General features: G+C 28.2%; 11 protein-coding genes and 2 riboswitches. Of the genes, 9 read left to right on the forward strand and 2 right to left on the reverse strand.

What is annotated here, in order from left to right:
- Window positions 1-28 precede the first annotated feature (28 nt).
- Window positions 29-130, forward strand: a riboswitch (purine riboswitch).
- A gap of 221 nt (window positions 131-351) precedes the next feature.
- Window positions 352-1,887 carry a glutamine-hydrolyzing GMP synthase gene (guaA, locus tag ACTG46_RS01505; protein WP_054268764.1) on the forward strand — a complete coding sequence of 512 codons (1,536 nt, stop codon included), beginning with the start codon at window positions 352-354 and terminating at the stop codon, window positions 1,885-1,887.
- Between the two features lie 305 nt (window positions 1,888-2,192).
- Here guaA and ACTG46_RS01510 read toward each other — a convergent pair whose 3' ends face one another.
- On the reverse strand, window positions 2,193-2,369 hold the full coding sequence (locus ACTG46_RS01510) for a hypothetical protein (protein WP_021382611.1): 177 nt from the start codon (window positions 2,367-2,369) through the stop codon (window positions 2,193-2,195).
- A gap of 53 nt (window positions 2,370-2,422) precedes the next feature.
- A riboswitch (cyclic di-GMP riboswitch) is annotated at window positions 2,423-2,519 on the reverse strand.
- A 469-nt stretch (window positions 2,520-2,988) separates the two neighbouring features.
- Here ACTG46_RS01510 and ACTG46_RS01515 point away from each other — a divergent pair.
- On the forward strand, window positions 2,989-4,380 hold the full coding sequence (locus tag ACTG46_RS01515) for a metallophosphoesterase (protein ID WP_479923454.1): 1,392 nt from the start codon (window positions 2,989-2,991) through the stop codon (window positions 4,378-4,380).
- 152 nt (window positions 4,381-4,532) lie between these two features.
- Here ACTG46_RS01515 and ACTG46_RS01520 read toward each other — a convergent pair whose 3' ends face one another.
- Complete coding sequence (locus tag ACTG46_RS01520; RefSeq protein WP_479923455.1) at window positions 4,533-5,405, reverse strand: LysR family transcriptional regulator; 873 nt, start codon at window positions 5,403-5,405, stop codon at window positions 4,533-4,535.
- 116 nt (window positions 5,406-5,521) lie between these two features.
- Between ACTG46_RS01520 and ACTG46_RS01525 the strand changes: the two genes are divergently transcribed.
- The 7 genes from ACTG46_RS01525 to ACTG46_RS01555 all read left to right on the forward strand — a co-directional run bounded on the left by ACTG46_RS01525 (window position 5,522) and on the right by ACTG46_RS01555 (window position 14,108).
- On the forward strand, window positions 5,522-6,088 hold the full coding sequence (locus ACTG46_RS01525; protein WP_479924054.1) for a chromate transporter: 567 nt from the start codon (window positions 5,522-5,524) through the stop codon (window positions 6,086-6,088).
- Window positions 6,085-6,651, forward strand: a complete 567-nt coding sequence (locus ACTG46_RS01530) for a chromate transporter (protein WP_479923456.1) — start codon at window positions 6,085-6,087, stop codon at window positions 6,649-6,651. The genes ACTG46_RS01525 and ACTG46_RS01530 overlap by 4 nt, the downstream gene beginning before the upstream one ends.
- Window positions 6,652-7,140: 489 nt before the next feature.
- On the forward strand, window positions 7,141-7,722 hold the full coding sequence (locus ACTG46_RS01535; protein WP_054268768.1) for a sugar O-acetyltransferase: 582 nt from the start codon (window positions 7,141-7,143) through the stop codon (window positions 7,720-7,722).
- Between the two features lie 347 nt (window positions 7,723-8,069).
- On the forward strand, window positions 8,070-10,313 hold the full coding sequence (locus ACTG46_RS01540) for an EAL domain-containing protein (protein ID WP_479923457.1): 2,244 nt from the start codon (window positions 8,070-8,072) through the stop codon (window positions 10,311-10,313).
- Between the two features lie 258 nt (window positions 10,314-10,571).
- Entirely contained in the window at window positions 10,572-12,602 is a 2,031-nt protein-coding gene (locus tag ACTG46_RS01545) for a BglG family transcription antiterminator (RefSeq protein WP_479923458.1), read from the forward strand.
- The gene (locus tag ACTG46_RS01550) at window positions 12,599-13,051 is read left to right on the forward strand and encodes a PTS sugar transporter subunit IIA (protein ID WP_074178096.1); all 453 of its coding nucleotides are present in this window, start codon (window positions 12,599-12,601) and stop codon (window positions 13,049-13,051) included. Before ACTG46_RS01545 ends, ACTG46_RS01550 begins: the two co-directional genes overlap by 4 nt.
- Before the next feature lies 1 nt (window position 13,052).
- Window positions 13,053-14,108 (forward strand): PTS fructose transporter subunit EIIC, encoded by a 1,056-nt coding sequence (locus ACTG46_RS01555; RefSeq protein ID WP_479923459.1) that lies wholly within the window; start codon window positions 13,053-13,055, stop codon window positions 14,106-14,108.
- Window positions 14,109-14,186: the final 78 nt, after the last annotated feature.

A 14,186-nucleotide genomic window follows, 5' to 3' on the forward strand; every position in this document is an offset into this window, starting at 1 on the left:
TTATTAAATAAAAGCAAACAGAAAAAAATATATAAAATATAAACTCACTCGTATATGCTCAGAAATATGGTCTGAGAGTCTCTACCAAGATACCGTAAATATCTTGACTATGAGTGAAATTATTATACCAAAAGACCTAGTTAAGTAAATGTGTAGGCTGAGTTATACTCCCTATGTGTTGGCTATAAGATAAAGGGCATTTTGGAAGCCTGTATAGTAATTTCACTTTTGTTAGAAATTATGGAAGTTACTATACAGGTTTTTTGTGTAAAAAGATTTAATATAATTTAGACTGTATTGTGTTAAAATAAATATATAAAAACTATATTATACAAGGAGAGATGTAAATTTATGAAACATGAATTAGTACTTGTAATAGATTTTGGAGGACAATATAATCAGTTGATAGCTAGAAGAGTTAGAGAAAACAACGTATATTGTGAAATACTTCCATGTACTGCAAGCATAGAAAGAATAAAAGAAAAAAATCCTAAAGGGATAATATTTACAGGTGGACCAAATAGCGCATATTTAGAAGATTCACCAACAATATCAAAAGAAATATTTGAACTAGGAGTTCCAATACTTGGAATATGCTATGGTATTCAAATAATGTCTCATGTCTTAGGCGGAGTTGTAAGAAAAGGTAATAAACAAGAAAAAGAGTATGGAAAAACGGCTATAACTTATGGAAAATCATCATTATTTGAAGGTATAACTACAAATAGTGTATGGATGAGTCATACAGATTTAATAGAAAAAGTTCCAGAAGGATTTAATATAGTTGCAAATACTAACGATTGTCCAGTAGCGGCTATGGAAAATGTAGAACGAAACTTATATGGAGTTCAATTCCATCCAGAAGTAGAACACTGTTTAGAAGGCGATAAGATACTTACAAATTTCTTATACAATATTTGTAAGGTAAAAGGAGACTGGACTACAGATTCATTTATAGAAGATAAGATAAAAGAATTAAAAGAAAAAATAGGTGATAAAAAAGCTTTATGTGCTTTAAGTGGAGGAGTTGATTCTTCTGTTGCTGCAGTTCTTATTCATAGAGCAATTGGGGACAATTTAACTTGTATATTTGTTGACCATGGATTACTTAGAAAAAATGAAGGAAATGATGTAGAAAGAATATTTAGAGAAAAATTTGATATAAATCTAATAAGAGTTAATGCAGAAGATAGATTCTTATCTAAGTTAAAAGGAGTATCTGAGCCAGAAGCTAAGAGAAAAATAATAGGTGAAGAATTTATAAGAGTATTTGAAGAAGAATCAAATAAATTAGGAAAAATGGATTTCTTAGTTCAAGGGACAATCTATCCAGATGTTATAGAAAGTGGACATGGAAATGCTGCTACAATAAAATCTCATCACAATGTTGGTGGAATTCCAGAAGATGTAGACTTCCAAGAAATTGTAGAACCATTAAGAGAGTTATTTAAAGATGAAGTTAGAAAAATAGGATTAGAGCTTGGTATAGAAGAAGGATTAATCTTTAGACATCCTTTCCCAGGGCCAGGTTTAGGAATAAGAGTTATAGGTGATGTAACTAAAGAAAAATGTGACATCTTAAGAGAAGCTGATGCTGTTTATATGGACGAGCTTAGAAAAGCAGGTCTATATAGAGAAATATGGCAAGCTTTTGCAACATTACCAGATGTTAAAACTGTTGGAGTTATGGGAGATGAAAGAACATATGCTTATCTAGTTGGTTTAAGAGCAGTTACTTCTTCTGATGGAATGACTTCTGACTGGTATAAGATGCCTTATGATGTATTAGAAAGAATTTCTAATAGAATAATAAATGAAGTTGATGGAGTAAATAGAGTAGTTTATGATATAACTTCTAAACCACCAGGGACTATCGAGTGGGAATAATAAATAAAAAAGCTATAAACTTTGTAATTACAAGGTTTATAGCTTTTTAAATTTATCTAATAATAAACTTACCTAGACTTGTTTATCTATATTAATCAAATTTATTTAAATAATAGATTTTCAAATCCTTTTATTATTTCTTCGATTTCATAACTACTTAATTTATAATAAATTTGTCCAGATTTTTTTCGATATTGACCAAGTTTAATTGTAGTAGAACTAATATATGATATTAAAATTTTTTACTATAAGATTATTTAAATGTAGATAAAACTAAAAAGGTCTTTCTAGAAAATAAAAACTACCTAATTATACTTACTTACCAATATCATCACCTGATGTAGGCAAGATTCTACCACATTTTCTCCGTACTCTAGTATAAAATCATCTAGCTGTGTATCTATAAAATCACAATAATCATATGGACTACCAATATAAGCAGTCAATATATGTGTACATCTATCCATTTTATCTCCAAACATAATATATTTATCCCCCTAAAAAACTTTCATGAAAAACAAAAAGAATATATCTTTTTGGCAACTGGCTGACATAACTTATAATTGATTTTATAAGTCTTAGTCCCTATAGCTTTGCGTCACTAAATTTCTCTAGCTTTGCCGATTTAGTTTTATTCTACAACTACAATAATACAACAGAATTAGTTATTATTCAACATGATTATTTGAAAATTGAATAAATTTATGCATATTAATGTTATTTTACTTCAAAAAATGGACTAGACGTGTTAATTAAGTTAAATTGAGAAGATGGCATAAATTAGAGTAAATAGAAGTAGTTAATAAATTAAGTAGATAGAAATTAGGTAATTTTGGGATATATTGTAGAGGAGATGAGCTAAACTTGACAGTGATAAGCATATAAATTATACTTATTAGCAATGATTGGATAATGTTGAAAACGATATTAAGTAAGATAAGATAAAGGAGATTGGATATTAAGTTATCAAGTTTTTATTTTTTAACATTTTATGTATATGAAAATAAATATGATTTCTGTACATAATGTATTAATATTAATACTATAGAATAACTTGGTAGTTAGTATATTAAAATGAATATTTTAGAATATGGAGGGATTATGAAAAATAAAACAATTATAGTAGTTACTTTTCTATTTGCAGCACTTATGTCTGGGTGTGCCTCAAAAAAAACAACAGAAATAAATGTGTTAGCGACTACTGATTTACATGGTGTGATACCTTATGAATTAACTTCTTATGTAAAAGAAGAAAGAGAAAAAGATAAAAATCTAACTTTAGTAGATGCTGGAGATTTTTTTGATAGTGGGGAAGTATCAGGTAGCAGTATGAATGATTATTTTAGCGCTAGACAAAAAAATAATGATGGAGGTTCTGAAAGTTATATTGAAACACCTATTTCAAAAGATATGAAAGAAGTAGGTTATGATGTTACAGTTCTTGGTAATCATGAATTCATATCTAATAATAAATTCTATTTAGATAATATGATATCTGATTTTGAAAAACAAAAGATAAATATATTATCAGCAAATACATATAAGAAAAATGGAGAAAATTATACGAAACCATACATAATAAAAAATATTAATACGCCTGAAGGAAATGTAAAGCTTGGGATTTTAGGGCTTACTATAAAAGAAGTTGGTGAGAGAAAACAATGGAAAGATGGAGAGCTTGTAGATACTAAATCATTAGAGTTAAAAGACCAAGAAGGATATAATGGTGAACTGTATATGAATGATTTGGTAGAAGATGCTAAAAAATGGGTTAATATAATGAAAAAAGAGAAACCTGACATCATAGTAGCTGTTGCACATACAGGTGAAAAACCTAAAAAACCTAGAAACCCAGGAAATAGAATACAAGACTTAGCGCAACAAGTTGATGGAATTGATGCTATAGTTGCTGGACATAATCATGTTCAAATTGAGCAGCATGATTATAAAAATGAATCAGGGGAAAATGTTATAGTTACTGAACCAGGGAAACATGGAGAATGTATTTCTAAGATTAATTTTAAATTAGAGAAAAATAATGACAAATGGAATGTGGTTGATAAAACTAGTAAATTAGTTAAATTTGAAAAAAATCAAGAAGATGAAAAATTTGGAGAGTTCATTTCTTCAGTTAATAAAGTCAGTAAAGATAAGAGCGAGATAAGATTATCAGAAGTAACGACTCCTGAATGGGATAAAATATATGTTTTTAAATCTGGGACATCCGCAGAGGATATATATAAAACAGTAGGATATAAATGGAGGAATATATCATCTCCAAAGGGTGATGGCATGGTACAGATTGTTGTAATGAACAAAGATAAGCCTGTTACCTATCTATGTGCAGAATCTGAAGTTATGCCACTTAATATAAAATATGATGAATCAGAGTATAAAGATAATGTTGTGACTATTTATCCTAACAAAAATGATAAGTTTAGAGTTGAGAGAGGTAAAAAAGAATATATTATTAATTTAAAACATATACAATAGAGACTATCATCTTATTTCAGTTTAGATGATGTCTAAAATAAAGTGTGTATTTATTCTAGATAATGATGATAATTAAAATATCACAATATCAAAGAATAGTACACACTTTTTTCATTTAGCAAAAATTGATGTTAAGAAATTAAATCTTTAAACTAAAGTATATTGGTTATATTGTCTAATATTATTTTCAAAGGTTGTGTGATATTTTTATCTTTATGTAAGATTGCTAACATTTTATTTTCCATATCTGTACCATTTAATTTAATCAATCGTAATTTATTATGTAATAGAGAATCTGATAATAAATTTTCTGGTAAAATGGTTATACCTAATCCTGCCTCTGCGGCTTTAATAAGTGCAAAAGAATTAACACTTTCCCAAACGGGATAAGCCTTTTGGTTGGAAAGAGATAATACACTATCTAAAGTATCACGAATAGCACTTCCTTTTTCACGCAACAACAATGGAAATGTGCATAATTGGTGTAGAGATATTACCTGTTCTGATAAAGGAAAAGTTGGAGCACATGCAACACATAATTTATAGGAGCCTAATAGAATTGTGCGAAATGTTCCTTGTGGTTCTATACCTTCCCAAAAAGCTATATCGGCTTCTCCACTTTTTAAAATGTCCATAGCTGAATTAGCACTTTCAACACGTACATTCACTTTAAGAGATGGAAATGAATTCTTCAATCGACTTAAGATTGGTGGAAGTAAAAAAGAAGCAATTGTAATGCTAGATACAATATTTATGGGTGCACTTTCCTCTAAATGGCTAATTCTCTTATCTAAATTGCGACAAGCGGTTAGTATACTGCGTGCTTCTTCTAAAAGAGAAATACCACAACTAGTCAAACATACTCCTCTTGGAAATCTATCAAATAGTGCCGTGCCAGCCTGTTGTTCAAGTTCAGCTATAGCATGAGATACTGCAGATTGTGTAATATGTAATTTTTTTGCAGCACCTGTGAATGTTCCTGTTTGCTCAATTGCTTCTAAAATCTCTAAATATCTTATGTTCATAATAAATATCCTCACTAGACATGAATAAAATTAATTGATTATATTAAATTCTATCATTTTACAGATTGCAGGGCAAGAGATATACTAAATAAGAGAAGGAAGAAAGAAGGAGGTAGATTTTGAAGAAAAGTGAAAAACCATATTTTTGGCTTCTAACTATCAATTTATTCATTAGTACATTCACTTTTGGAGGGGGGTATGTAGTTGTACCTATGGTTAGACGTTATTTTGTAAAACAGAAGCAATACTTTACAGAGGATGATTTGATGGGTATGGCGGCAGTTGCACAATCAACTCCTGGAGCAATTGCAATCAATTTATCTGCTTTGGCAGGTTATCGAGTAGCAGGTACTTTAGGTGCTATCATTAGTTGTATATCTGCTATAATACCTCCACTTGCTATTCTTGGATTAGTATCAATATTTTATACAACTTTTATATCCAATGCCATTGTTAACGCAGTATTAAAAGGAATGCAGGCTGGTGTTGCTGCACTAATCGTGGATTTGATTGTTGACATGTGTTCTATGATACTAAAAGAAAAATCTATATTTTTATCAGTTATGATACCTGTCACTTTCCTTGCAAATTTCATTATGGGTATAAATGTAGCTCTCATATTATTTGTTTGCTGTTGTGTGTGTATAGTGAGAGTATTCTGCAAGAAGAGGAAAAATAAATGAATATAATTTGGAACTTATTTCTCATATTTTTAAAAATAGGATTGCTTAGTATTGGTGGTGGTTATGCAATCATACCTTTAATTCAAGAGCAAGTAGTAAGTCAAACTGAATGGATAAGCGAAAAGATGTTTACAGACATTATAACTATTTCACAGATGACACCAGGTCCATTAGCTGTTAATACTTCTACTTTTGTTGGACTTCAAATTGGAGGTCTATGTGGAGCTATTGCAGCTACCTTAGGTTGTGTATTGTGTGGAGTAGTGATATCTCTATTTTTATATAATTTTTTTCAAAAGCACCAGAATTCTACTTACATATTTGAAGTGTTAAATGGTCTAAAGTCAGCATCATTAGGTTTAATTATTTCAGCCGCAGCTACAATTATAATACTTGCATTATTTGGGACAAGTACATTAGATATCAACTCTATACTTAATAAATTAAATTGGGTTGCATTAATGATATTTTGTGTTATGTTATTGATAGTGCATAAATGGAAAATCAATCCTATCATAATCATGCTAATAAGTGGTATAGTGGGGATATTTTTTTATTTGTAATATCATCACTCAAACACAATATACAAGTTTAGTGTTTGGGTGAGTTCTCGTATATATGTAACAATGTAATTTAAATCTTTTTCATTTCCACCACTTTTTCCTGTTTCTGAAAAGTCAAAAGCGAAGATATTTACATTTTAAATAGATAGAAGGTTTATTATCATATATTATTCACCTCTCTGAATACATGATATACCCTAACATGGTGTCAGATTCAAGGGTAAATTTAAATTTTTAATGGGACAATAAGTACTGTTTAATTTAGGTACTAAAATTCAAATATAAATAAAGAAGCAATACAGTGGTGAATTGTAATACAAATATAGTTTGTGTTATATTTGTGTAGTGAATATACAGTATAGAGTTAATTTAGGTAGAGGTTATAGTTACTTACTATCTTTGTATTTACTTTTTTATTGTACTGATATACATGGGATAATATTAAATATTATGTCTGATTAAAATACTTAAATATTGTAGGAGGATGAAATGACAGAACGCGAAAAGATGTTAGCAGGAGAATTGTATGATTGTGGAGATAAAGAATTGTTGTATCAATGGCATAAGGCAAAAGATTTAACTAGAGAGTATAATAATTTGAAATCAGATGACAATATTAATAAAGAACGTATTTTAACTGAGCTTTTGGGGAAAAGAGGACAGAACATATGGATTACTGCACCTTTTTATGTTGACTATGGAAATAATATTTATTTTGGTAATAATTGTGAAGTAAATATGAATTGTACTTTTTTAGATGATAATGAAATCATAATAGGTGATAATGCGTTAATTGCCCCTAATGTGCAAATATATACAGCTTTTCATCCAACAAATGCTAAAGATAGATTTGGAGAAAGAACTGATGATGGATTTAAATTTTGTAAAACTATAACTGCTCCAGTTAAAATTGGGAATGATGTTTGGATTGGTGGAGGAAGTATTATTTTACCAGGTGTAACGATAGGAGATAATGTAACTATTGGTGCAGGAAGTGTTGTGACGAAGTCAATACCATCCAATACCATAGCTTATGGGAATCCATGCCATGTTATTAGAGAAAATAAATGAGAACTATTATAATATATCTATTTAGTAAACATCAAAGGTATTATTAAAATGAAGAGCTATCTCAAAATTAGGGATAGTTTTTTTATTAATAGATAATAGTGTCTAGTAAATTTAATTAATAAGATGTTAGACATTGTATTTATTATATTTATGCACATAAAAGATTATATCTCATATGATTGATTAATAAAGTTATTATTTACAATTTATTAATGAAATATTAAAGTAGTATTCTTGAATATTAAGAAATAGAATAATATAATATAGTGTGAATGGATTAGTAGCAGTGAATTTCGTAGGTTTCAATATACATTTAAAAAATAGATTTATAACTTGGAGGACAAAAAATGAAATTATCAAGGTATAAGAAAAATAGTTTGTTTCTGTCTATAATTTTATATCTACTTATTATTTCAATCCTTGTAATTACTATTTTCAATACCATAAAACTTCATAATATATCTAATAAACAAACTGAGAGCTATTTAAAAGATGTATCTACACAAATTGTAATGAATGTTGATTCTAAAATAAAATTTATCTTATCTGATTTAAGAATAATGGCAGATTTTATCAAACAATATGAGGGAGATAGTCGATATGAGTACTTATCTAAAAGAAAGACTAGTTATAAGTATTATGATATTGGAATAATTGATTTAGAAGGGAATGCAGGATTTTTAAGTGGAAAAAAGTTTGACTTAAAGAATACTGTTTCATATAAAAAAGGAATAGAAGGTAAAGAATACTCAGAGGTAATAGAGTCATTAGGTGTTGTTCTCTATACTGTCCCTATATTTGATGATAAACATGAGGTGTCTAGCCTTTTAATAGGTGTTGCCGATAAAGAAAGTATGAATGATATTCTTAACATAGATAATTTTAATGGGAAAGGAACTATTGAAATTATTAATAGCAAGGGAAGACCACTTTTTATTGGTAAAAATAGTGAATTAATAAAAGACCTTAGTTACAAGTATAAAGATTCTGTGAATGAGCCCTGGGCTCAAAAAATGATTGAAGATTTTAAAAATGAAAGGTCAGGAGATACTGTAATAACCTCATCAAAAAACATAAAATGTTTATTAACTTATTATCCAATTACAAAAGATTTAAATGATTGGTATTTTGTTCTTATAGTACCTGAGGAAGCTGTACTTGGTGAACTTAATAAGTTAAATTCTTTTACAATAATAATGACATTCATAGTTACATGTATTATTGGAATTATAACATGGCTTTTATATACAATAAGAAAAAGATATGTAAATCAAATAGAGAATATTGCATATTTGGATAATATAACGAATGGCATTAACCAAACCAAATTTAGCATGCTAGTCAAACCCTTAATTTCAGAGTCACCAGATAGTACTTATATGATGATTGCAATAAATATAAAGGAGTTTAAGTTAATAAATGATTGTTTTGGTAGTGATAAAGGAAATATGACACTCAAACATATTTATAATGTTTTATCTAAAAATATTACTAAAAATGAAGAGTTTGTATGTCGTCATGATGCAGACCTTTTCTATTTATTTATTAAAAATAGACCAGTATTAGAGGTTTTAGAGCTATTATCTAAAGTAGAAGCTGATATAAATTATTTTAATGAAAACAGAGAAAATCCGTATTTTTTAAGAATATCAGTAGGTATTTATACAATTGAAAATCATAATGAAGATTTAATCACAATACAAGACCATGCAAATACAGCAAGAAAAAGCTTCAATAAAGCTCATCAAAGTGATTTTTCTTTTTATAGTGATATAGAAAGAAAGCGATTAATATCTGAAAAGGAAATTTCAAATCTAATGGAAAAAGCCCTTGAAGATAAAGAGTTTTTTATATGTTTACAACCGAAAATTGATATAAAAAATGGTAAAATTAGTGGAGCAGAGTCTCTTGTGCGTTGGAGAAATTCAGAAAAAGGTATAATTTACCCAAGTGATTTCATTCCACTTTTTGAGAAAAGTGGATTTATATGTAAGTTAGATTTATATATACTTGAAGAAACATGTAAATTGATTTCTAAATGGATAAAAGAAGGTAAAGAAGTGTTGAGAATTTCTGTTAATGTATCTAGACAACATTTAAAGGATAAGTTGTTTTTAGAAAAATATGAGCTTATATGTAATAAATACAATATACCAACATATCTAATAGATTTAGAACTTACAGAATCTATCTTCTTAGAAAATCCAGAAGCTATAGATGTAATAAAGGATATTCATTCTAAAGGATTTAAGTGTTCTATAGATGATTTTGGATTTGGATATTCATCATTAGGGATATTGAAAGATTTTAAAGTTGATATAATTAAACTCGACCGTTCATTCTTTATCAGTAAAAACAATATAGAACGTGGTAAGGTAGTTATTGAGTCTATTATTGAACTTAGTAGAAGACTTGGCATGAAGGTAATTGCTGAAGGAATTGAAGAATTAGAGCAAGTAGAGTTTCTACAAAATGTAGGATGTGATTATATCCAAGGTTATGTTTTTTCTAAACCACTATTAATATCTGAGTTTGAAGAGTTCACATATGAAAATAATAAAATAAAAACTTTAAGAATATCTAATGATTAAATATAAAATAAAAAATTTAGACAGGTTATATAATTAAAAATATAACTTGTCTTTTTTATTTGTGTATTTACTAAAAAATGTAGCTACAAATTTTGTAAAAACAATTTTCAAATATTGTAAGTTGTAGTCAAAGCTCTATTGTATTATTCTGAATATAGAAAGATAGTTACTTCTTTAGACACAAAAGAATGAAAATATACAGAATAATATAAAATTTGCGATATTGATAACTCTAATTATTTTGAAAGGAGGGAAAATATGATAAGTGGAAGAATGTTAATCATTATGAATTTTCTAAAAGGAAAAAATAAGACAAGTTACAAGGAGATTAGTAAACAACTAAATATAGAAGAAAGAAAGGTTAGATATGATATAAATAATTTAAATATTGTTTTACAGTCATTGAACAAACCTGTAATACAAAAGATGAATAAAGGTGTATTAATTATTCCTAATGACTTCCAAGTAGTATTGATAGATAATAATGAATATGTATTTTCTTTAACTGAACGAGTATCCATTATGAAGATTATATCAATGTTTAAAATAGATAACTTAAATTTAGAAAAATTGAGTAAAGAATTTCAAGTTTCTAGAAGTTCAATTAAAAATGATCTTAATGTTTTGTCGAGTGAACTGGAAAGAAATCAAATAATTATTACTTATGATAAAGCTTTCAAGATAAGTGGGAATGAAGATACTATATATAAACAACGATTGAATATATTAAAATTATATTCCTATCTTTTTGGCAAGGAAAAATCTGATTTAAGTGTATTTGAGAAGTATATAGTAAATATAATTGAAAAAATATTTAAAGGTATTTCTTTGAGAGATATATATAATTGGTCTACAAATTTATTATTGCAAATGGGATGGACTTTAAACGATGAATCTTTTACATGGTATGTGTCAAATATTTTCCTTTTTACATGGTATATACATTCAGATGAAAAACATCCTTTAGAATCTTCTTCTTTAAGTGAACCATATTTTGAAAATAAGTTTGACCAAGAATTTGAACAAATAATACAAAAAAAATTAACTAAAGAACAAATTTTGTTGTTAAAGAGTTTTGTATTTTTTACAAATAAATATGCAAGTTTAAATGAAGATATGGATTTGATTAGTACAGAAATGATAGTTCAAGACTTAATTTACAATATGTCAGAGATATTGGAAAGTGACTTTAAGGAAGATATGATTCTTTATAAAGGATTACTTAATCATATTGCTCCATTGATAGAGAGAATCAAACAGAATATACAGATTTATGAAGAATTATTTCATGTCATACCAGACAAATACCAGTATGTACTAGAGGCTACTAAGGCTTCTATTCAAAAAAATAGAGTATTAAATCAAATAAAGAATGAAAATGAAATAATACTTTTAGCAATACACTTTTTAGGAAGCATACATAGAAATGAGAGAAATAATTATAAAAATATATTGTTAGTTTGTGGATTTGGTTATGGCGTAATTGCTATGTTAAAGGATACTTTAATAAATGATTACCAGATAAATATAGTGGATAGTATTCCATCATATAAGTTACAAGATTATAAAGAATGGGAAAGTATTGATTTTATTGTAACAACATCAAAGATAATAGTAGATTTACCTAAAACAATTATTGAGATAAATCCATTTTTACAAGAAGAGGATTATTTAAAGCTTGAAGAAAAAGGAATAAAAAGGAAGAATGTATTAACTAATTATATGTCAATAAAAAAAAGGTTGGATTTTTTAGAAGAAGATGCACAAAAAAGAGTATTGAGTATTATATGGCAAGAGCTTGGATACAGTGATGAGAGAATATTATCTAGACAACTTAACTTAGGGGATTTAATAGGAATCGATACTATAAGTATAATTGATGAAAGGTTAAAATGGGAAGATGCTGTAAAGATTAGTTCAAATATACTTGCTGATTGTGATTTCGTATCAGAAAAGTATGCTGACAATATTATAGATATTTTAAAAAACGTGGGTTTTTATGCTATAAAAGATAATGAGTTTGCTCTGTTACATGGGAATGATAATTCATTAGTTAAAGTAAGTTCCATAAGTTTATTGATATGTAAAGAAGCAATTAATTTTGGAGATAAAAAAGTCAAAATTATATTTTGTCTAGCAAGTAGAGATAAAAAGGAGCAAATTCCTGCAATAATTAATTTAACTAAAATGGTTTATAAGACTAATTTCATTACTATGTTAGAGAAAGCGAAGACAAAAGAAGAAGCAGAAAGTTTAATTCATAAATACGAAAAGGAGGTCACTGTATGAGTAAATTAGTCAATGTAAAATGTTCATTTAAAATACATGCTAATTCAAAAGAAGAAGCCATTGTATCATTAGTAGATGCAGTATCAAAAGAGGGTTATCTAAAAGATAAAAATCAATTTTTAGAAGATGTTTTAAAGAGAGAGGAAACATTATCGACTTATATTGGACATGGAATAGGTCTTCCTCATAGCCAAAGTATAGGAGTTAAAAGCTCTTGTATTACTATAGGAAAGCTTGATACCCCTATCGTATGGACAGAAGAAGGCGAAAAAGTGGATTTAATATTTCTGATATCTGTAACAAAAGACAATGAAAATAATCTACATTTAAAGATTTTGTCAAGACTCGCACGTTTATTGATGCATGAGAGCTTTAGAAATCAAATTAGAAATTCAGATGAACAAACAGTCTATAATCTTATAAAAGAAAAAATAGGGGAGGAAGATTAAAATGAGGATTTTAAAGTTTTTACAGAAACATCTTATGACAGCAACATCGTATATGATTCCATTTGTAGTTGCTGGGGGAATACTATTTGCATTATCAGTTACTTTAAGTGGACAAGCCGCTGTACCAGAAACTGGATGGTTAGCTAAACTGAATCAAATTGGAGCTGCTGGTCTAGCTTTATTTATTCCTATATTAGGTGGATATATAGCATTTAGTATGGCAGATAAGCCAGGATTGGCTCCAGGAATGATAGGTGCATATTTAGCAAAAGAAGTAAATGCTGGTTTTATAGGTGGTATCATAGCAGGATTTATAGCAGGATTTGTTGTTTTACAATTAAAGAAAATTAAATTAGCTCCAACAATGAGAACTTTAGGTTCAATATTTATTTATCCTTTGCTTGGTACATTGATTACAGGAGGTATAATTGTATTTTTAATTGGAGAGCCTATAGCTTCTTTTATGACATGGATGACTAATTGGTTAAATGGAATGTCTGGTGTTTCTAAAATTCCTTTAGGTGGAATCTTAGGAGGAATGATAGCTTCAGATATGGGTGGTCCTATAAACAAAGTTGCTGCAACCTTTGCCCAAACTCAAGTTGACACACTTCCATATTTAATGGGGGGAGTTGGTGTGGCAATCTGTATACCTCCAATAGGGTTAGGATTAGCAACATTATTGTTCCCAAAAAAATTTAGTAAGGAAGAAAGAGACTCAGGAAAAGCTTCTCTATTAATGGGTTGCGTTGGAATTACAGAAGGAGCTATTCCATTTGCAACAGCAGACCCTGTTAGAGTAATTCCTTGTATTATGGCTGGGTCTATTATTGGAAACATTATGGCTTTCTTATTAGGGTGTTTGAATCATGCACCTTGGGGTGGTTTGATAGTACTCCCAGTTGTCGATAACAGGTTGGGATATATAGCTTCTGTATTAACTGGAGCAGTTGCTGTTGCGATATTGATGAAATTAGTGAAGAAAGATGTAAAAGAAGATGAAGAAGTCAAAGAAGATATAGAGGATTCTATTGAACTAGTATTTGAAGAATTATAGAGGTATATAAATACTATTAATTTATATAAAATTTATTATAAAAAATAATCATACAAAACTATAACTTTAAAGGAGATA

The sequence above is a fragment of the Clostridioides sp. LIBA-7678 genome (assembly GCF_056716065.1).